Consider the following 19,226-nt stretch of genomic DNA (forward strand, 5'->3'; position numbering starts at 1 on the left):
TTGTGCGGATGGCCCTGCGCGTTGAGGACCAGCTACTCGTCGCCGGCTTGTCGCGCCCCTGAGGTGCCGGCAACTGCCCCGAGCGCTGTCAGCCACAGGATCAGCGCGCAGCCGACGCCGACGATCGTGAACACCGTGCCCGGGGAGGCGCCCGCCGCGCGGGCGGCGAGGCCGGAGAGGCCCACCGCGGTGAGGAGCGCGCCCGTGGCGACCATCCGCGGTTCGGCGAAGACCCGCGCCAGCAGGAAGAAGTGGAGACCGACGACCACCGCGACCAGCGGCATGATCAGGACCGGGACGCCGCCCAGCCCACAGCCCACCGCGATGGCTGCGATCAGCAGCCACTGCACGGCGTTGACCTGCCCGAACCGTCGCGCCTGCGCGGGGGGCAGGCGTTCGCCGCGCCCGGGATCGCGCCGCCGCGCCGCGCGGACGAGCAGGAGAGCGACGACCAGGCCCACCGTGCCGGCCACCCCGGTCACCGTGCCGCCGAAGTGCCCCAGCCCGGCCAGCAGCCAGCCCAGCCCGAAGAACGCGTAGAACAGCACCCCCACCGCCATACCGGGAGCGTAACCCCGACCGAAGGGATCTGTCAGTCCGTCAGCTTCCTCAGGGCCTCCGCCGTCGCGAAGACGTCGTTGCGGCCCTCCTTGGCGTGCTCGACGAGGTCCGCGAGGGCGAAGCTGTTCGGGAGCGGCTTGACGTCCGCCATCGCCAGGTACGCACGGGTGAGGGTCGCCGCGTAGAACTCGTTCATCGGGGAGTCGAGCGGCGGGCAGACGGAGAGGGTGTGCAGCAGGGCGGCCGCGCGCCAGTGGACGTCGCGCGGGGGCTCGTCGGCGACGAGGACGACGTCGCTCGCGTGGCGGGCGATCGCCGCGCTGATCGCGGACGGGTCCCAGACCGTCGGATCGGACGGCAGATGGTGGGCGAGCACGTTCCAGGCCCAGGCCTCGTCGGCCTTCACCACTTCCTCTGCTGCCTTCACGCGGACTTCTTCCCGCCGAACCGCTCCTGGAAGTACTCCCAGTTCTCGGACGTGTTGAACTCGGCCGCCGCCTCCAGGAAGCGCTGCCGGTCCGGGTCGAGCTCGCGCCGCGCGGCCTCGGTGACCAGGGCGGTGATCGTGGTCCCCTCGGCCGCCGCCCGCGCCGCCAGCCGGGCATGGAACTCCTCGTCCACCCGGATGGTGATGTGCTTCGACATGACGGTTACCGTACAGCAGGCGTGCTGTACGCCATCTGGCGCATGGAAAGTTCTGGGGGAAGTCTTGACTGACCAGCGGGTAACCGTTGTCACCGGCGCGAGCCGGGGCATCGGCGCGGCCGTCGCGCTGCGCCTGGCCCGCGAGGGCCATGACCTGGTGCTCGGCTACCGGTCCGACGAGGAGGCCGCCCGGCAGGTCGCGGAACAGGTCCGCGCGCAGGGCCGCCGGTGCGTGACCGTGCAGGCGGACACCACCGACCAGAGCGACGTGGAGCGCCTCTTCGGCGCGGCCGCCGAGGCCGGGCTCGGGCCGGTGACGGGGCTGGTCAACAACGCCGGCGTGCCGGGCCCGTACGGGCCCCTCGCCGAGGCGGACCCGGAGGGCATCCGCCGCTCCGTCGACGTGAACGTCACGGGCTACCTGCTCTGCGCGCGCGCCGCGGTGCGCGCGATGACGGAGACGGGCGTGGCCGGTTCGATCGTCAACATCTCCTCCGGCGCGGCCACCCTCGGCAGCCCCGGTGAGTACGTGCACTACGCCGCCGCGAAGGCGGCGGTCGACGCGATGACGGTCGGCCTGGCCAAGGAGCTCGGCCCGCGCGGCATCCGCGTCAACTGCGTGGCGCCCGGGACGGTGTGGACGGACTTCCACCCCGACCCGGAGCGTCCGGCCAAGCGGGCACCGAACATCCCGCTGGGCCGCTGCGCCCAGCCGGAGGAGATCGCCGGCGCCGTGGCCTGGTTCTTCTCCCCCGACGCGAGCTACGCCACCGGTGCGGTGCTGCGCGTGGCCGGCGGGATGTAGTCGAGCAGCCGGTCCACGTCCGCCTCACTGTTGTAGAGGTGGAAGGAGAGCCGCAGCCCGCCGGCCCGGGCGCTGACCCGGACACCGTCCCCGGCGAGCTGATTGGCCAGGTCGCCGAGCCCCGCGACGGAGACGATCGCCGAGTCCGCGCCGACCGGCCGGTACCCGAGCGCGTGCAGCCCCTCGCGGCAGCGCGCCGCGAGGGCGCGGTCGTGCGCGCCGATCCGTTCGGGGCCGAGCTCCTCGATCACCGCGAGGGAGCTCGCCGCGCCGACGAACGGCAACCAGGCGGGGCTGTGGTCGAACCGCCGTGCAGACTGCGCGGGCCGGACGGCGTCGTAACAGCTGGCCCACGGGTCCTCGCCGGAGTACCAGCCGGGCGCGAGCGGGCGCAGACCAGCCATGGCGTCGGGGGCGACGGCCAGGAAGGAGACCCCGCGCGGCGTGAGCAGCCACTTGTACCCGGCACAGACGAGGTAGTCCGCGGCGGCGGCGTGCGGCGCGAGCGGGAGCCAGCCGGCGGCCTGTGTGGCGTCGAGCAGCAGCCGCGCGCCGACGCGACGGGTCGCCTCCCGGACGGCCGCCAGGTCGACGACGCGCCCGTCCGCCGACTGCACGACGCTCACCGCGACCAGTGCGGTCCCGTCCGTGACCGCCTCGGCCAGCCGCTCCAGCGGGGCGACCCGCACCCGCAGACCGGGCCGGTGCTGGAACGGAGCGGTCACGGAGGTGAACTCACCCGCCGCGAGCAGCACCTCGGCCCCGTCGGGCAGCGCCTCCGCGACGACCCCCACGTGCTCGGCCGCGGTGGCGCCGACCGCGACCTGCCGCTCCGCGACCCCGGCGATCCGCGCGAACGCCCCGCGCGCCGCTCGCACCTGATCGTCGTACGCGACGGCATCCGTTCTCCCGCCCGCCTGCGCGGCGATCGCCGCGTGCAACGCGGCCACGGTCCGCGCGGGCGGCAGGCCCATGGTGGCGGTGTTGAGGTAGACGGTCTCGGGCGCGAACTCCCGGGCGACGAGGTCAAGATCCATGCCGCCATCGTCCCCGCTGCGGCCCGTCGGCACCACGGCCAATTCCCTTGCCGTGGCCCCAAGGGACACTTATGCACACGCCCGGGTGGCACACGCCCAGGGGCGCGAGGAACTGCGCGACAAGCCACCCACTCAGGTGGTTCGCCGAACGAGCAGGGCCATCCGCACCGGGTGGTTGCTCGCGCAGTTCCTCGCGCCCCTGGCAAAGTGCAACGAGCCCTTTAGCGGCCCATCTCCTCCGCGATCGCCGCGGCGAAGGCGTCGATGTCCGCCTCCGTCGTGTCGAAGGAGCACATCCAGCGGACCTCGCCCGTGTGCTCGTTCCAGAAGTAGAAGCGGAACCGCTTCTGCAGTCGCTCGCTCACCTCGCGCGGGAGGAGCGCGAAGACCGCGTTGGCCTGGACCGGGCGGACGACGGTGACACCGTCGACCGCCGCGACCGCCGACTCCAGGCGCTTGGCCATGGCGTTGGCGTGCGAGGCGTTGCGCAGCCACAGGTCGCCGGCCAGCAGGGCCTCGAACTGGACCGAGATGAAGCGCATCTTGGAGGCCAGCTGCATCGAGGTCTTGCGCAGGAACGTGATGTTCCTGACCGCGTCCGGGTTGAGCACGACCACGCACTCGCCCAGCATCAGACCGTTCTTGGTGCCGCCGAAGGACAGCACGTCCACGCCCGCGTCCGTGGTGAACGCACGGAACGGCAGGCCCAGCGTCGCGGCCGCGTTCGCCAGGCGGGAGCCGTCGACGTGGACGAGCATGCCCAGCTGGTGGGCGTGGTCGCAGATCGCGCGGATCTCGTCCGGGGTGTAGACGGTGCCGAGCTCGGTGGACTGGGTGATGGAGACCGCGAGCGGCTGCGCGCGGTGCTCGTCGCCGAAGCCCCAGGCCTGCTCGTCGATCAGCTCGGGGGTGAGCTTGCCGTCCGGCGTGGGGACGGTGAGCAGCTTGATGCCGCCCATCTTCTCCGGCGCGCCGCCCTCGTCCACGTTGATGTGGGCGGTGGCGGCGGCGACGACCGCACCCCAGCGCGGCAGCAGGGCCTGCAGGGCGGTGACGTTGGCGCCGGTGCCGTTGAAGACCGGGTAGGCCTGGGCCCGCTCGCCGAAGTGCGCCTTGAAGACGTCCTGCAGGTGCTCGGTGTAGGCGTCCTCGCCGTAGGAGATCTGGTGGCCGTCGTTGGCCACGGCGAGCGCCGCCAGGATCTCCGGGTGGATGCCGGCGTAGTTGTCGCTGGCGAATCCGCGCACGGCGGGGTCGTGCCGACGCCGGGCGTCGGTCGAGGGCTGGGCGTTGGTCACTGGGGCGTCAGCCACAGGTGCGTTCCGTTCACTTCGGCGGCGGGGCGGGCCCACAGGGAGACGATGTTCTCGGCGAGGTCGGCCGTCTCGGTGTACCCGGCGAACTTGGCGTTCGGCTTCTCGGCGCGCATCTCCGGGGAGAGCAGCGCCTTCACCACCAGGATCGCAGCCGCGGCGGAGGACTCCTTCAGCGAGTCGGCCATGGCCAGCGTCCACGTCTCGGCGGCGGCCTTGGCGGTCGCGTACGCGGCGTTCCCGCCGGTCGGCTTGTGGGCGCCGGCGGCCGAGATGATCGCGAAGCGGGCGTCGTCGCTGCGCCGCAGGGCCTCGAGGAAGCCGAGGCTGGTGTGCTGGAGGGTGCGCACGAGCATGTCGTGCAGGAAGTCCCAGTCGGCCAGGTCGGTGTCGGCGAAGGTCTTGCTGCCGCGCCAGCCGCCGACCAGGTGCACCAGGCCGTCGACGCGGCCGTGCTCGGCCTCGATGTGGTCGGCCCAGTCGCGGGCGGCCTGCGGGTCGAGCAGGTCGACGACCTGCCCCACGACGACCGCGCCGGGGACCGCGCGACGGACGGAGTCCATCAGCTCGTCCAGCTTGCGGGCGTCGATGTCACCGCAGGAGACCGTCGCCCCGGCCTGCGCGAGGCGCAGCACGGTGGCGCGCCCGGCGATACCGGTGGCACCGGCGACGGCGACGACGCGGCCCTTGAGGTCGACCTTCTCGATAGTCACGCTGCGTTCTCCATAACGGTCGTGCCGGTCATGCCGCTGGTGGAGGCGATGACGCCGGACAGCTTCTTGGACAGGGCTTCGAAGAACATGCTGAGCGGGAACTCGTCGGGCAGCACCGCGTCGCAGAGCGCCTTGTTGAGTGCCTTGGCCTCGGTGTGCTGGGCGAACGGGAGCGCCTCGGCGCCCTTGGCCCAGGTGGAGGCCGGGTGCGGGGTGAGGTAGGTGGCGACCAGCTCGTAGGCGGCGAGCCAGTGCGCGGTCTTCGGGCGGTCGATGCCGTCGCGGTAGAGCTTCTCGATCTCCGCGCACAGGTCGTTGGTGACCTGCGGGGCGCGCTGCCAGTCGATGTGCAGCTTGTTGTCGGTCCAGCGCAGCGCGTCGTGCTTGTGCAGGTAGGCGAAGAGCAGCTGCCCACCGAGGCCGTCGTAGTTGCGGACGCGGCCGCCGGAGACGGGGAAGCGGAACATCCGGTCGAAGAGGATCGCGTACTGGACGTTGCGGCCGTGCTCGTTGCCCTCGGCCTCCAGCTCGACCGCGGCCTTGAAGGCCGTCAGGTCGCAGCGGAGCTCCTCCAGCCCGTACATCCAGAACGGGGAGCGCTGCTTGATCATGAAGGGGTCGAACGGCAGGTCGCCGTGGCTGTGGGTGCGGTCGTGGACCAGGTCCCACAGGACGAAGGTCTGCTGGGCCAGCTCCTGGTCGGCGAGCAGCGCGGCGGCGTCCTCGGGGATCGTGAGGCCGAGGGTGTTCACCGAGGCGTTGGAGACGGCGCGGAAGCGGGCGGCCTCGCGGTCACAGAAGATCCCACCCCAGGTGAAACGTTCCGGCACCTCGCGCACCGAGACCGTCTCCGGGAAGAGCACCGCGGAGTTGGTGTCGTAGCCGGCCGTGAAGTCCACGAACGTGATCGGCACGAACATCGGGTTGTCGTAGCGGGTGCGCTCCAGCTCGGACAGCCACTCCGGCCAGACGACGTGCAGCAGCACGGCCTCCAGGTTGCGGTCCGGGTTGCCGTTCTGCGTGTACATCGGGAAGACGACCAGGTGGGCCAGGCCGTCCACGCGCTGCTCGGCCGGCTGGAACGCCAGCAGCGAGTCGAGGAAGTCGGGCACGGCGTAGCCGGAGGCGGCCCAGCGCATCAGGTCCAGCACCACGGCGTCGAGGTACGCCTTGTCGTGCGGGAAGAGCGGAGCCAGCTCACCGATGGCGGCGGTGATCGCGGCCAGCTGCGCGTCGGCCTCGTCCTTGGTGGACGCGCCGCGCGAGTTGAGGTCGATCGACCCGTCCTTGGACTGCAGCGGACGCATCGCCTCGACAGCGGCCTTGAGGCGCAGCCAGGCGGGGTGACCCGCGAGATCCGCAGTGGATTTGTCTGCCGCGGGGAGCGTCGACGAGAGATTTTCCATGAGGACCCTGCCTGAACGAAAGAAACTGTGGTGGTGCCACCGTATATACAGAAGGTTCTGTTGTTCAAGAGGAGACTGCAACCGCTGGCGTGGCGCCCGTCACGGATGGTCACCATGGTGAGAAATCTGTCCGGAATATGAGACAGAATCCATCCGGAAGGGCTGCTTCACCCTCCTGTGACAACCGGTAGGTAGGCTGCGGCCACTTGCCGTCCCACCAGGAGTCACCGTGAACGCCCTGCTCAAGACCTCCCGTCTGCTCAGCGCCGCCGCCGGCGCGGCCGTACTGATGCTGGCCGGGTGTGCGCCGCAGGCCGGCAGCAGCGCCGGCGGCTCCGGCGCGACCGCGTCCGGCTCCGCCGCCGCGGCCACCTGCACCAAGGGCGCGCTGCCCACGCTGACCTCGGGCGCCCTGACCGTCGGCACCGACGACCCGGCGTACGACCCCTGGTTCGACAACAACAAGCCGTCCGACGGCAAGGGCTTCGAGTCCGCCGTCGCGTACGCGGTCGCCAAGCAGCTGGGCTACGACACGGCCAAGGTCAAGTGGACCGTCGCGCCGTTCAACAGCGTCATCGCGCCGGGGCAGAAGAAGTTCGACTTCGACATCAACGAGGTCTCGATCACCGACGAGCGCAAGAACGCCGTCGACTTCTCCTCGGGCTACTACGACGTGCGCCAGGCCGTCATCACGCTGAAGGACTCCAAGTACGCCGGCGCCACCACCGTCGCCGCGCTCAAGGGCGCGAAGATCGGCGCCCAGGTCGGCACCACCGGCCTGACGGTCGTGCAGAAGGTCATCGCGCCCAGCACCCAGCCGTCCGTCTTCGACACCACCGACCTGGCCAGCGCCGCGCTGAAGAACCACCAGATCGACGCGATCGTGGTCGACCTGCCGACCGCCTTCTACATCACCTCGGCCGAGCTCACCAACGCCGAGATCGTCGGCCAGTTCCCCTCCGGCTCGGCCACCTCGGACGGCAAGCCGGAGCAGTTCGGCCTGGTCCTGGACAAGGGCAGCCAGCTGACCTCCTGCGTCTCCCAGGCCGTCGACGCGCTCAAGGCCGACGGCACCCTCGACCAGCTCGCCAAGCAGTGGCTGCCGGCCGCCGACTCGGCCCCCGTCCTGAAGTGAGCGAGCAGTCAGTGAGTGAGTCCGACGTGAGCGTGCCCTCGGTGGGCCCGCCCGGGGGGAGCGACGACACCGGCGTCGTTCGGCCCCCCTACGTCCCCTCCGAGCGGCGGCTGGCCCGCGAGGCCTACCGCCGCTCCCGGACCCGGCGTTCGGCGATCGTCGCCACGGCGAGCACGCTCGCCGTGGCGGCGGTGCTCTTCTTCGTCATCACCGGCTCGCCCGGCTGGCCGGTCACCAAGAAGACCTTCCTCGACCCGGGCTACGCCCGCTCGGCGCTCTCCCCGGTGCTGCACGGCTTCGTGCTCAACCTGGAGCTGCTCGCGGTCTGCGGGCCGACGATCCTGGTCCTCGGCCTGCTGATCGCGGCCGTCCGCACCCTGCGCGGCCCGGTCTTCCTGCCGCTGCGCCTGCTGGCCACGGCCTACGTGGACTTCTTCCGCGGCTTCCCGCTGATCATCCTGCTGCTGTTGATCGTGTTCGGCGTGCCGGCGCTGCAGCTCCAGGGCGTCACCAACGACCCGATCCTCCTGGGCGGCGCCGCGCTGGTGATCAACTACTCGGCGTACGTGGCGGAGGTCTTCCGCGCCGGCATCGAGTCGGTCCACCCGAGCCAGCGGGCCGCCGCCCGCTCCATCGGGCTCACGTACGCGCAGACCATGCGCTTCGTGGTGCTCCCGCAGGCCGTCCGTCGGGTCGTCCCGGCACTGGTCAACGACATGGCCTCGCTGCAGAAGGACACCGGCCTGGTCTATGTCGGCGGCGCCATCGACGCGGTCGCGGCCGCGCACATCCAGGTCGCGAGCAGCTTCAACTACACCCCGCTGGTCGTGGCCGGTCTCGGCTTCGTCATCCTCACCATCCCGATGACCCGCTACGCGGACTGGCTGACCCGGCGCATGGACCGTCGGCGCGCCCAGGGAGGCATCGTATGAGCACCGTCGCGACCGCGCCCGTGCTGCGCTTCGAGTCGGTCCGCAAGACCTTCGGCGAGCAGGTCATCCTCGACGGCGTCAGCCTCGACGTGCCGGAGCACAGCGTCACCGTCCTCATCGGCGCCTCCGGCTCCGGCAAGTCCACGCTGCTGCGCTGCGCGAACCTGCTCGAGGAGGTCGACGACGGCGCGATCTGGCTGGACGGCGAGGACGTCACCGACCCGCGCGTCGACGCGGACGCCGTGCGGCGCCGGATCGGCGTCGTCTTCCAGGCGTACAACCTCTTCCCGCACCTGAACGTGCTGGACAACATCACCCTCGGCCAGCGCCGGGTCCACAAGGTCACCCGTGCCGAGGCGGAGCGGCGTGCGCTGGAACTGCTGGACCGGCTCGGCCTCGCGGCGAAGGCCAAGGAGTACCCGGACCGGCTCTCCGGCGGCCAGCAGCAGCGCGTCGCGCTGGTGCGCGCGATCGTCTCCGAGCCGCGCGTGCTGCTCCTCGACGAGATCACCGCCGCGCTCGACCCGGAGCTGGTGACGGAGGTCCTCTCCGTCGTACGCGACCTGAAGGAGCAGGGCCGCACCATGGTGCTGGCGACCCACGAGATGGCGTTCGCACGGGACGTGGCCGACCAGGTCTGTTTCCTGGCGGACGGTGTCATCCTGGAGCGAGGCACCTCGGCACAGGTCTTCGGCGATCCGCAGCACGAGCGCACCCGGCGGTTCCTGAGCCGTGTTCGGGAGGCCGGACGGTTGTGAACCGGCTCCAGGCCTGGGCACGCGGGACCGCCTACTTCTTCGGGCGCCACCCGCTGCTGCGCCGGGCCTGGCCGCCGGTCGCCCTCGTCGTTGCTGCCGTCTCGATGTACCGCTGGGGCCTCCACCGGCAGTACACCGTGCCCGGCGTCGTGGTCGCCACCTCGGCCCTGCCGCTGATCGCCGTCGCCGCGAGCTGGCCGGTCTGGCGCGCGTCCGCGGAGACGCGCGCGCTGTCGGGGCCGGTCCGGTGGCGGCGGCTGCAGCGCAGGATCTGCTGGCGGATCGGGTTCCTGCTGCTGATCGCCGCGGCCGTCGCCGTGGTGGTGATCGGCTACGCCTACCAGAGCGCCTGGGAGAGCGGGGCCGCGATGCCGAGCGCGCTGCAGACCCGGGCGGAAGTCGTGGCGGCCTGTCTCGCCGTGGCCGCGCCGCTGCCGGTCGCGCTGGACCCGCTGCTCTGGCTGGCCTGGACGGTCCGCGTGCCGGCGGTGCGCCGGGTCGTCCGGGCCGACTGGGTCGCCACGCAGCTTCAGGAGGACGGGCGTTTCCGCGGCTACCGCGACCAGGACGTCCCGCAGCCCGGCTACGAGCCGGACCTCGGCTGGTCGGGTCGGCCGCTGCCGGTGCTGCACAACGAGCCCCCGTACCAGCGAGGCGAACCGGTCACCGTCCGCGTGGCGCCTTTCCGCCCCGACCCCTGGCACCCGAAGCCGTCCCGGCTGGAGGCCGCCCGGCTGGAACACGTCTCCGTCTCCTGGGACGGCACGGCCTTCGTCTTCACCGGTCGGCGGGAGAGGCTCCTTCGGGTACCGGCCGAGAACGTCGCCGAGGTGGTCCACGTCCACGAGAGCAACCGCTCGATGGCCTGGAACCGGTTGATGCTGCTGGACTCCCGCGGGCGTCGCGTCGCCACCATGCACAGCGCCTACGGCTTCGAGCCCGCCGAGCTCTGCGCGCTGGTGACCGCCGCCGGGCTGCCCTTCGCCCAGTACCACCTCGGTGAGACGACCACCGTGCTGACCCTGAAAGGCCGTCTCTTCCCCCTCGCCCGCGGACACGTCCGCATCAGCGGCGCCTGAACGAAAACCGGATGCCGCCCGCAGCCTGCCCTCGCTACGGTGCCGGGATGGACGGGACACCGCTGCTGCTGAACGTCGTCGACGTGGAGGCGACCTGCTGGGACGGCGCGACGCCGCCCGGCGAGGTGAACGAGATCATCGAGATCGGCCTGACCGTCGTCGACCTCGCCCGGGGCGAGCGGGTCGCCAAGCACCGCCTGCTTGTGCGGCCGGAGCGGTCGCGGGTGAGCGCGTTCTGCACGGAGCTGACCGGACTGACGCAGCGTGAGGTCAACGGTGGGGTCTCCTTCGCCGACGCCTGCCGGTGGCTGGCGAAGGAGCACGCCGCCGGGGTCCGGCCGTGGGCCAGCTGGGGTGACTACGACCGGCACCAGTTCACCCGCCAGTGCGCGGCGACCGGGGTCGCCTACCCCTTCGGCTCCCGCCACACCAACGCGAAGGCCGTCTTCGCCGAGGCCCGGGGGCTGCGCAAGCGCCCGGGCATGGCCGGGGCGCTGGGGCTCGCGGGCCTCCCGCTGGAGGGCCGCCACCACTCGGGCGCCGACGACGCGTGGAACATCGCCGCGCTGATCCTCAGTCTCGGAAGCGCGTTCGAGCAGGCCTAGAGGCCGTGCTCGCCGACGGGACCGACGGTCCAGCCCTGCTCCTCGCAGTGGTCCAGCAGGCGCGGGAGGGCGGCGAGGGTCGCGGTCCACGAGGCCGGGGCGGAGGTGCAGTCCGAGTCGTGGAGCAGGATCGTGCCGCCGCCGCGGAGGTTACGGGTGACCGTCTGGTAGACGGAGGTGCCCGTCGCGCCGGCGCGCCAGTCCGCGCCCCAGGAGGTCCACAGGACCGGCGTCATGTCGAGGCTGCGGGCGGTGGTGAGGGCCGCCGTCGTGGCGATGCCGTACGGGGGGCGGTACCAGCGCGGGGCGACGCCCGTCGACTCCGTGACGAGGTCGCGGGCGCGGGTGAGGTCGTCGCGCGTGGCGCGCGGGGTGCGGACCACCATCGGACGGTGCAGGTAGCCGTGGACGGCGATCTCGTGGCCGGCCGCGACGATCTCCTTGCCCAGGGCCGGATCGCGCTCCAGCATGAAGCCGAGCAGGAAGAACGTGGCCTTGACGTCCCGCTTCTCCAGCAGGCGCAGGAACCGCGGGGTGGAGATCGGGTCCGGGCCGTCGTCGAAGCTGAGCGCGATGTGGTTCGCGTCGCCCTGGCCGCCGTAGCCCGGGAAGAGCTTCGTGCGCAGCGGCTCCAGCGGCTGGATCGAGGTGAGCGCCGGCGCGGCGTGGGCCAGGGCCAGACCGCCGGCGATCCCTGCGGCCGTCTTGACGACGCGGTTCATCGCGCGTTCTCCATCTCCATCGAGTCCATCGCGTCCATCGCCTCCATCGCGGCGGCCAGCGGCAGGACCACGCCGGGGACCGTCTCGGTGAGGTGGCCGAGGCCGGCGGACTCCAGCAGCAGGCCCACCGGGTCGACGCCCCAGGGCGCCGGCACCGCGGACTCGGAGCGTATCGCCCGGTCCAGCAGCGGGGCCAACTCGGCGTGGGTGCGCGCCCAGGGAGCCACGCCGGACTGGTCGAGGGCGGCGGCGTTGGTCAGGCCGTGGCCGGGGATGGAGCGGTAGGTGACGACGGGGAGGCCGGAGGCGACAGCCTCCAGCACGGTGATGCCGCCCGCGTTCTGCACCAGCACGTCCGCGGCGTGCATCAGGCTCGGCATGTCGTCGACCCAGCCCAGCGCGGTGACGCCGGCCGCCTCCAGGCGCTGGCGCAGCACCTCGTTGCGCCCGCAGACCACGACACAGGTGAAGCGCGGGTCGGCGGCCTGGACGTCGGCGACGGTGTGCTCCAGGTCGCCCGCGCCCCAGGAGCCGCCGACCAGCAGCGCGATCTTCGCGTCGTGCGGCAGGCCCCAGCGCTGCCGGGCGGCCGCCCGGGACGCCTTGCTGACCGGGTGGAAACGGCGGTCGACCAGCGGCGAGACGACGTTCACGTCCTGGCAGTCGATGCCCTCGGCCTGCTCGGCCGGAACGGTGTGGACGGCCATGTGGGAGTCGACGTGCGGGGAGGCCCACAGACGGTGCACCGAGAAGTCGGTGAGGTAGGTGTGCACGTGCTGGCTCACCTTGCCGGTCTTGCGCAGGCGGCCCAGCACCTGGCTGGCGAGCGGGTAGGTGGAGACGACGATCGCGGTGTCGTCCTTGAGCGCGCGCCGCATGGCCCGGCCGGACAGCCAGGTGAACAGGCGGGCCTGGCCGCTCATCATGCCGGGGTTGTCCATGCCGCCGTAGAGCAGCTTCCACGTCCACGGGGCCCGCTCCAGCATGGTGTGGTACGTGCCCACGAAGATCTTGCCGGTGTTGCCGGGCAGCAGGTCGAGGAAGTCGTGACGGTCGACGGTGAGGCCGGCCTCGAGCAGGCGGACCTCGAGCTCCTTGGCCACCGCGTCGTGTCCCGCGCCCACGCTCGCGGACACGATCACGGCACGCGGGGTGCCGTGCCCGGGTACGGTACGTCGCTGCAGCGGGAGTCGGATCAGTCGGCCCATGGTGTCGGCGGTCCCCTGGTTCGGTGGCGCGTCGACGCGACGTCGGCCCCGTGCTGGCGGCGGCGCTGCGGCGACACATGCGGACGGTTCCACGCTATTGACCGGAACCGCGCCGCAGGAGCGCCCGCAGGATGAATCGGCACCCCCCATCCGTAGTCGCGTCGGGTACGCGAAAGCCCCGCATACTCCATCTGGAGTACGTCGCGTCTCAGGGTCGGCCCTGGGAAGGAGACAACCGGCGCGCGGCATGCGCTTCTGCGCCTTTGCGCCCCCGGAGCGCCCTGTCACGTTCCGGTGACCGCACGTCACTGTGAGGGGGTCGGTACGCCCGCGAGCTGGAGCGACACGGGGAGATCGGGGGCGCGGATGGGTGGCGGCGGGGTGCTCGTCTGGCTGCTGGTGCTCCTCTGCGGTGGCGCCGGCGCCTACTGTGCCGCCCGGCTCTGCCTGCGCCGCGCGGCGCCGCCCGCGCACCGTGCGGCGGATGCGACGGAGGCGCTGATGGGCCTCGGAATGGCGGCGATGGCGGCCGGTCTGGCGACCCCTACGGGTGTGGGGGTGGCCGTCTACGGGTCGGCCGCGCTGGTCTCGCTCGTACTCGGCGCACGCGCCTCGGGACACCGCGCACACCACGCGTACCACCTGGTCGGGCACGCCGCGATGGTCTACATGACGGTCGCGATGTCGACCGGTCCGCACGGGATCGGAGCGACCCGCGACGCGGGCGGCATGGCCGGCATGGCCGGCATGTCGGGCGCGCCGGGGCGGGGCCTGCCACTGCTGACGGGAGCGCTGCTGCTGGGGTGTGTGGCGGTTTCCCTCTCCGCCGGGCTGCGCCTGGTGCCGACCGCGGCGACCACCACGGATGACGGGCCGAGGCCGCTGTGGCGGGCCGCCGCGCTGCCGGACGCCTGCCGGGTCGTCATGGGCCTCTCCATGGCGACGATGCTCGCGCTGCTGTGAACCGGCGTCGCGATCGATTCGTGGTCTGCGTCACCACTGGCGAGAATGCGATTCCGTCACCGACGGCGAAGGCATAGGTTGAGCCCGTACGCACCGATGCGTGCGTCCCGTCCTGCCCCGAGGAGCCGCAGCGGTGGGAGCCTTGCCCGGACTCGTCGCGCTCGGCGCGGTGCTGGCCCTGCTCGGCCCGCGCGCACTGGCGCGCGCCCGCTGGACCGCCCGGGAGCCGGTGGTCGCCCTGTGGGCGTGGCAGTGCCTGGTCATCGCCGTCCTGCTGTGCTGCGCCTGTGCGACGGTGCTGGCCGGTGCCGGGGCCTGGCCGGCCGTCAGGGATCTGCTCTTCACCGGGGCGCCGGCCGGCGTCGAGGCCGCGTACGGCTTCCCCGCCGCCCGCCCCTGGGCGATCGCCGCCGCCTTCGTGCTGGCCCTCGGCGGCGTCCGCACGGCGTTGGCGCTGGCCTACGAGCTCGCCGGGGCGGAGGCGGTCCGCCGCCGCCAGCGCCGACAACTCGCGCGTCAGGCACCGGATCTGCACCCCGAGCTGAAGCCCGGGGCCGGGCGGTCCGAGCAGCTGGTGGTGCTGGAGAGCGAGGAGGCCCGCGCCTGGGCCCTGCCGGGCCCGGTGGCGCGCATGGTCGTCACCACGGGCGCGCTGCGGCGGCTCAGCGCCCGCGAGCTGGACGCCCTGCTGGCTCACGAGCGCGGGCACGTCCGGGCCCGTCACCACTGGCTGCTGAGCGCGGCGGAGGCGCTGGTCGCGGGCTTCCCCGCGATACGGCTCTTCGGCCAGTTCCGCGACCAGGTGGGCCGGCTGGTGGAGCTGGCCGCGGACGACTCCGCCGCGCGGCGGCACGGCCGGTTGGCCACGGCGATCGCCCTGGTCGAGCTGAACCCCGAGAGCACCTGCACCCACCCGCTGGCCCAGATACCCTCCCGCGTCGACCGCCTCCTCTCCGGCGCGACCCGCCTCCCGGCCTCCGGCCGCCTGGGCCTGACCCTGGCCGCGCTGACGCTTCCCCTGGCCCCGGTCCTGCTCGCCCTGACCCCGGGCCTGACCGCGCTGTAGGTGCGCTGTCCAGGGGTGCGGGGCACTGCGCGAGACCCACCCGAGGCGGATGGCGCTGCGCTCGCGGGTCCGACCGCCCAGGGTGGCTGGTCGCGCCCGCGGGGCGGAGCCATGTCGGCAGAGCCCCGCGCCCCTGGGGGTTGCCACGTTCTGCGTCGCCCAGGTCATTCCGAGCAACCCGCGCTACGCTTCCCGCGAGGGCCTCTGCTGACGGCTCGTGACTTACGTGTGGGGGCTTCCCCGTGACGGTGTTTCTTCTCGGCGTAGGCGCAGCCTGCCTCCTCGGGCTGGGGTTCGTCCTGCAGCAGCACGCGGCCTCGCGCGCTCCGCGCGACCAGCTGCTCTCGTACCGCCTGCTGCTGGGCCTGATGCGCTCGCGCGAGTGGCTCCTCGGCATCGCCCTGATGGTCTGCGGCCAGGTGCTGAGCGCGCTCGCGCTGAACGCGGGGCGGATCTCCCTGGTCGAGCCCCTCCTCGCGACCAACCTGCTGTTCGCGATGGCGCTGGCGCGCCGGATCACCCGGCAGACGCTGGGGGCGTCCGGCTGGGGCGGCGTGCTGCTCCTGGCCGCGGGGGTGACGGTGTTCATCCTCAGCGGGTCACCCACCGGCGGGGGGACGGAGAAGGGCACGCTGCGGCACTGGCTGGTCTTCGGGATCGTCGCCGGGCTGGCGCTGCTGCTGGTCTCCCTCGCCAGACGGCTGCCCCGGGTCCGCGAGGCGACGCTGCTCGCGCTCGCCGCAGGGCTGCTGTACGGGGTCCAGGACGCGCTGACCCGCACCGCGGGGCTGCGCCTGGACCACGGCGGCGTCGGCCTGCTGCTGCGCAGCTGGCAGCCCTACGCCGTGGTGGCGATCGGCGTCATCGGACTGATCCTGGTGCAGAGCGCCTTCGAGTCGGCGCCGCTGAAGATGTCACTGCCCGCACTGACCGCGGCGCAGCCGCTCGCGGGCATCGCCTGCGGGGTCGGCTTCCTGGGCGATCGGCTGACCCTCACTCCGGTCGCCCTGGCCGGTGAGGCCTTCGGGATGCTCTGCATCGTCCTCGGCGTGGTGGTCATCGGGCGTCACCCGGCCCTGCCCGACGCATGCCCGCACGCGATGCGGCAGCAGACCGGCACCGACCGGGAGATGACCTACCGGTAGGACGCGTCCGCTAGCTCCGTCGCCCCGTCGGGCCGGCGGACGCCGCGCGGGCCGAACCCGCGCATCCACGGCGCCCCAGTGGTCGTCACGGGCCTCCTGGCGGCCACCGACGACGCGGGCGATCGGGGACAGCGGGAAGGGCGTTGCGGTGCTCATGGCAGGCACGCGGGACGGGGGCGACGGTGGTGCGTCCCGCCGGCCCCCCGGGCCGGCCGAGGGCGTGGGTGCCGCGCGTATATTGACGCCAGGCCAATGAGCGCGGGAGCACGATGTCACCACGGCGGGCGGCAGTCAACGAAGTCATGCGGGCCCGGTCCCGCGAGCGCATCATGCAGGCGGCCGTGGAGCTGATCGGGCGTCGTGGCTTCAACCAGGTGACGCTCGCCGACATCGCGGAGCGGGCCGGGGTCGCCCGCGGCCTGGTCTCGTACTACTTCCCCGGCAAGCGCTTCCTGCTGCAGACCGCGATGCACCGGCACATGCACACCACTCTCGCGGCGGCGCTGCGCCCGCTGGGCGACCCGGCGAGCCCGGCGCACACCGACGACCCGGACGCCTGGCTGGCCACCGCGATCGACGCGGTCACCGGCCTGGCGGTGGACGAGCCGACGCTGATGCGGACACACCTGTCGCTGATCCTGGCACCGTTGGACGGGGTGTTCGTGCAGGACGAGGAGCAGCAGGAGCTCGGTCGGCTGCTGCAGGAGGTGCTGCGCCGGCGCGGCTCGACCGATCCGGCCGCGGAGCACGCGGTGCTGCGGAGCGCGCTGATGGGCGCGTGCATCGGCATGCTGCTGCCGGGGGCCGAGTCGCCGGCCGCGTTGATCCGCGCGGACCTGTTCGCCCGCTACGGCCTGGACCCCGACCTCGGGCCCCGCCACGGCGGGACCGGGCTCACGCCTCCTTGAGCAGCCCCGACAGCAGCTCGACCGTCTGCTCCGGCGTCAGGCTGTCGACGCTGAGGCGTTCCATCACCTGGATGTAGGCGTCCACGTCGTCACGCTTGTCGAGGTAGAGCGCGCTGGTGAGCTGCTCCAGGTAGACCACGTCCGGCAGGTCCTGCTCGGGGAAGCGGAGGATGGAGAACGCGCCCGTCTCGGCGGCGTGACCGCCGAACCGGAAGGGCATCACCTGGAGGACGATGTTGGGCAGTTCGGAGACCTCGATCAGGTGCTGGACCTGGGCCCGCATCACGTCGCGGCCGCCGATGGGACGGCGCAGCGCGGCCTCGTCGATGACGGCCCACAGGCGCGGGCCGGTGCCCTCGGTGATCATGCGCTGGCGGCGCATCCGGAGGTCGACGCGGTGCTCGATCTCCTCGGACTGCATGTGCGGGCGGTTGAGGCCCATGATGGAGCGGGCGTACTCGGGGGTCTGCAGCAGGCCGGGGATGAACTGCACCTCGTAGGTGCGGATCAGGGCCGCGGACTCCTCCAGGCCGACGTAGGTCTGGAACCAGTTGGGCATGGCGTCGCTGAAACTGTGCCACCACCCGTTCTGGTTGGCCTCGCGAACCAGCGTCAGCAGCTGGCCGCGCTCGGACTCGTCGACCCCGTACAGGCTGAGCAGATCCACGACGTCCCGCTCCTTGAAGCTGACGCGCCCCAACTCCATGCGGGAGATCTTCGATTCGGAGGCCCGGATCGTGTAGCCGGCGTCCTCGCGCGAGATGCCCTTGGCCTCACGCAGGCGACGCAGCTGGGAGCCGAGGAGGATGCGGCGGACCATCGAACCGCCCCCCGGCTGAACCGTGGTCATTCCGTCGAACCTCCACCCACTGGCAACAGGGCCAGTCTGCCACTGTCAGGCACTGTCCGGGCGCGCATCGTGCCCGGTTGTTCACGCGTCGGTCAAGATTGGCGCGCGGACATGCCCTCGTCATCGCACTGTGCAATCACATGATGACACTCTGCACGGGAATCTGCACGTGCATCTGCAAGACATGCGGATGCACGTGAATCCACTCTTGCATCTGACGTATGCGAAGAGGACCATGGGACGCGTGCACCTGCACGCCCCGAGGCAATCCGCCGAGAACGCCGAGATTCCGCCCCGCACGCCGACACCGGACGGGGCCGCGCCCGCATGGGAGGAGCTCTTCATGGGCCTGAGCCCGGCGGTGGCAGCGGACCGTGAGTCGATCGTGAGCTGTGCGCTGGCGCCGCGGCACGAATCGGTCCGCACGGCACGCGAGTTCACCCGGCTGACGCTCAACCGCTGGGAGTGCGGCGAGCTCTTCGACGACGTCGCCCTGGTGGCAAGCGAGTTGGTGACCAACGCGCTGCGCTACGGCCTCCCCTCGGTGGTGCCCGAGCAGCGCGGCAGCTGGCCCCGGCGCGGCGCGGCAAGCCCGATCGGCGACCGGATGGACGCCGCCCTGGACGCCGATCAGGACGCGGTGCACCCCCTGATCCGGCTCAGCCTGGTCCGCAACGACCCACAGGTGGTCTGTGCCGTCAGCGACCCGAGCGAGCGGGGCCCGGTCCCGCGCGAGGCCGACTGGATAGCGGAGTCCGGACGCGGCCTGCACCTGGTGGAGTCCTTCAGCAAGTCCTGGGGCTGGCACCCGATCGCCGTCGGCAAGGTGGTCTGGGCAGCCTTCGAGCACCGTGTCCGGGACTGAGGTCCCACCCGACCTGGAGACCAAGGGGGAAGGCCCGGGAGCGAGCTCCCGGGCCTTCCCCTTCATGGCTGCTTCATGGCTGCTTCACTGCTGCACCACTGCGCTCACTCGGCGAGGTGGTCGAACTCCCCGGCCTTCACGCCGTGCAGGAGGGCGACGATCTCCGCCTTGGTGTAGATGAGGGCCGGCCCGTCGGGAAAGCGGGAGTTGCGGACCGCGACGTCCCCGTCGGCCAGCCGCGCCAGCTCGACGCAGTTGCCCTGCGAGTTGCTCATCCGAGCCTTCTGCCAGACCACTCCCTCAAGTTCCGTGGCGGCGATGCCGTTGTGGATGCGACGCATAGGTATCTCCCCGGATCGTGCGAGCGGTGCACCATGCAGCGGTCTCACTGCCGGTGATGATATCGCCAGTGCACGTGCACGTGCAGGTGCTTATGCGTGTGCACATGCGTTTACATGAGGTGACAGATTCCTTTACACAGCAGGGAGTTGACCGCCCGAAACGGGCAAA

22 protein-coding genes are annotated in these 19,226 nt (G+C 72.1%); 11 read left to right on the plus strand and 11 right to left on the minus strand.

Annotated elements, in window-relative coordinates; genetic code table 11:
- Positions 1-32: 32 nt before the first annotated feature.
- From BMY61_RS33480 to BMY61_RS33490, 3 genes are read right to left on the minus strand one after another with little or no spacing between them, the layout of a single operon-like run.
- The gene (locus BMY61_RS33480) at positions 33-560 is read right to left on the minus strand and encodes a hypothetical protein (RefSeq protein WP_042452499.1); all 528 of its coding nucleotides are present in this window, start codon (positions 558-560) and stop codon (positions 33-35) included.
- 32 nt (positions 561-592) lie between these two features.
- Positions 593-988, minus strand: a complete 396-nt coding sequence (locus tag BMY61_RS33485; RefSeq protein WP_425314721.1) for a hypothetical protein — start codon at positions 986-988, stop codon at positions 593-595.
- On the minus strand, positions 985-1,206 hold the full coding sequence (locus BMY61_RS33490; protein WP_042452493.1) for a toxin-antitoxin system HicB family antitoxin: 222 nt from the start codon (positions 1,204-1,206) through the stop codon (positions 985-987). The genes BMY61_RS33485 and BMY61_RS33490 overlap by 4 nt, the downstream gene beginning before the upstream one ends.
- A gap of 64 nt (positions 1,207-1,270) precedes the next feature.
- Between BMY61_RS33490 and BMY61_RS33495 the strand changes: the two genes are divergently transcribed.
- Positions 1,271-2,011 (plus strand): SDR family NAD(P)-dependent oxidoreductase, encoded by a 741-nt coding sequence (locus BMY61_RS33495; protein ID WP_042452490.1) that lies wholly within the window; start codon positions 1,271-1,273, stop codon positions 2,009-2,011.
- Here BMY61_RS33495 and BMY61_RS33500 read toward each other — a convergent pair.
- The 4 genes from BMY61_RS33500 to BMY61_RS33515 all read right to left on the minus strand — a co-directional run bounded on the left by BMY61_RS33500 (position 1,969) and on the right by BMY61_RS33515 (position 6,480).
- Positions 1,969-3,048 (minus strand): aminotransferase class V-fold PLP-dependent enzyme, encoded by a 1,080-nt coding sequence (locus tag BMY61_RS33500; protein ID WP_042452487.1) that lies wholly within the window; start codon positions 3,046-3,048, stop codon positions 1,969-1,971. The two genes, BMY61_RS33495 and BMY61_RS33500, sit on opposite strands and share 43 nt — an antisense overlap.
- 221 nt (positions 3,049-3,269) lie before the next feature.
- Positions 3,270-4,361 carry a threonine aldolase family protein gene (locus tag BMY61_RS33505; RefSeq protein ID WP_042452485.1) on the minus strand — a complete coding sequence of 364 codons (1,092 nt, stop codon included), beginning with the start codon at positions 4,359-4,361 and terminating at the stop codon, positions 3,270-3,272.
- Positions 4,343-5,074, minus strand: a complete 732-nt coding sequence (locus BMY61_RS33510; RefSeq protein WP_174514529.1) for an SDR family NAD(P)-dependent oxidoreductase — start codon at positions 5,072-5,074, stop codon at positions 4,343-4,345. The genes BMY61_RS33505 and BMY61_RS33510 overlap by 19 nt, the downstream gene beginning before the upstream one ends.
- Positions 5,071-6,480 (minus strand): DUF6421 family protein, encoded by a 1,410-nt coding sequence (locus BMY61_RS33515; protein ID WP_042452484.1) that lies wholly within the window; start codon positions 6,478-6,480, stop codon positions 5,071-5,073. Before BMY61_RS33515 ends, BMY61_RS33510 begins: the two co-directional genes overlap by 4 nt.
- A gap of 289 nt (positions 6,481-6,769) precedes the next feature.
- Between BMY61_RS33515 and BMY61_RS33520 the strand changes: the two genes are divergently transcribed.
- The 5 genes from BMY61_RS33520 to BMY61_RS33540 are packed head-to-tail and all read left to right on the plus strand — an operon-like array spanning position 6,770 to position 10,989.
- Positions 6,770-7,615 carry an ABC transporter substrate-binding protein gene (locus BMY61_RS33520; RefSeq protein WP_082015282.1) on the plus strand — a complete coding sequence of 282 codons (846 nt, stop codon included), beginning with the start codon at positions 6,770-6,772 and terminating at the stop codon, positions 7,613-7,615.
- 41 nt (positions 7,616-7,656) lie between these two features.
- Positions 7,657-8,547, plus strand: a complete 891-nt coding sequence (locus BMY61_RS33525; protein WP_143094666.1) for an amino acid ABC transporter permease — start codon at positions 7,657-7,659, stop codon at positions 8,545-8,547.
- Positions 8,544-9,305, plus strand: coding sequence for an amino acid ABC transporter ATP-binding protein (locus BMY61_RS33530; RefSeq protein ID WP_042452479.1), 762 nt, complete (start codon positions 8,544-8,546; stop codon positions 9,303-9,305). The genes BMY61_RS33525 and BMY61_RS33530 overlap by 4 nt, the downstream gene beginning before the upstream one ends.
- Positions 9,302-10,384 (plus strand): hypothetical protein, encoded by a 1,083-nt coding sequence (locus BMY61_RS33535; RefSeq protein WP_042452476.1) that lies wholly within the window; start codon positions 9,302-9,304, stop codon positions 10,382-10,384. The genes BMY61_RS33530 and BMY61_RS33535 overlap by 4 nt, the downstream gene beginning before the upstream one ends.
- 47 nt (positions 10,385-10,431) lie before the next feature.
- On the plus strand, positions 10,432-10,989 hold the full coding sequence (locus BMY61_RS33540) for a 3'-5' exonuclease (protein WP_042452473.1): 558 nt from the start codon (positions 10,432-10,434) through the stop codon (positions 10,987-10,989).
- Here BMY61_RS33540 and BMY61_RS33545 read toward each other — a convergent pair.
- Both BMY61_RS33545 and BMY61_RS33550 read right to left on the minus strand, forming a co-directional pair.
- Positions 10,986-11,711: a polysaccharide deacetylase family protein gene (locus BMY61_RS33545; RefSeq protein ID WP_042452471.1), complete on the minus strand. Its 726-nt coding sequence runs from the start codon at positions 11,709-11,711 to the stop codon at positions 10,986-10,988. The two genes, BMY61_RS33540 and BMY61_RS33545, sit on opposite strands and share 4 nt — an antisense overlap.
- Entirely contained in the window at positions 11,708-12,919 is a 1,212-nt protein-coding gene (locus BMY61_RS33550) for an MGDG synthase family glycosyltransferase (protein ID WP_052439009.1), read from the minus strand. Before BMY61_RS33550 ends, BMY61_RS33545 begins: the two co-directional genes overlap by 4 nt.
- A gap of 366 nt (positions 12,920-13,285) precedes the next feature.
- Between BMY61_RS33550 and BMY61_RS33555 the strand changes: the two genes are divergently transcribed.
- From BMY61_RS33555 to BMY61_RS33570, 4 genes are all read left to right on the plus strand, one after another.
- Complete coding sequence (locus BMY61_RS33555; protein WP_042452469.1) at positions 13,286-13,882, plus strand: DUF5134 domain-containing protein; 597 nt, start codon at positions 13,286-13,288, stop codon at positions 13,880-13,882.
- Between the two features lie 133 nt (positions 13,883-14,015).
- On the plus strand, positions 14,016-14,948 hold the full coding sequence (locus BMY61_RS33560; RefSeq protein WP_174514528.1) for a M56 family metallopeptidase: 933 nt from the start codon (positions 14,016-14,018) through the stop codon (positions 14,946-14,948).
- Between the two features lie 242 nt (positions 14,949-15,190).
- The gene (locus tag BMY61_RS33565) at positions 15,191-16,093 is read left to right on the plus strand and encodes a DMT family transporter (RefSeq protein ID WP_042452467.1); all 903 of its coding nucleotides are present in this window, start codon (positions 15,191-15,193) and stop codon (positions 16,091-16,093) included.
- 302 nt (positions 16,094-16,395) lie between these two features.
- A complete protein-coding gene (locus tag BMY61_RS33570) occupies positions 16,396-17,001 on the plus strand; it encodes a TetR/AcrR family transcriptional regulator (protein ID WP_236656266.1) in 606 nt (201 codons plus the stop codon).
- On the opposite strand, the gene BMY61_RS33575 is transcribed toward BMY61_RS33570, so the two are convergent.
- Entirely contained in the window at positions 16,988-17,851 is an 864-nt protein-coding gene (locus BMY61_RS33575; RefSeq protein WP_042452464.1) for a helix-turn-helix domain-containing protein, read from the minus strand. The genes BMY61_RS33570 and BMY61_RS33575 overlap by 14 nt on opposite strands.
- Positions 17,852-18,086: 235 nt before the next feature.
- Between BMY61_RS33575 and BMY61_RS33580 the strand changes: the two genes are divergently transcribed.
- Positions 18,087-18,716 carry an ATP-binding protein gene (locus tag BMY61_RS33580; RefSeq protein ID WP_425314722.1) on the plus strand — a complete coding sequence of 210 codons (630 nt, stop codon included), beginning with the start codon at positions 18,087-18,089 and terminating at the stop codon, positions 18,714-18,716.
- Positions 18,717-18,820: 104 nt separating this feature from the next.
- Here the strand turns inward: BMY61_RS33580 and BMY61_RS33585 are convergent, their stop codons facing one another.
- Positions 18,821-19,057, minus strand: a complete 237-nt coding sequence (locus BMY61_RS33585; protein ID WP_042368491.1) for a DUF397 domain-containing protein — start codon at positions 19,055-19,057, stop codon at positions 18,821-18,823.
- Positions 19,058-19,226: the final 169 nt, after the last annotated feature.

This window comes from Streptacidiphilus jiangxiensis (assembly GCF_900109465.1).
Classification (GTDB): domain Bacteria; phylum Actinomycetota; class Actinomycetes; order Streptomycetales; family Streptomycetaceae; genus Streptacidiphilus; species Streptacidiphilus jiangxiensis.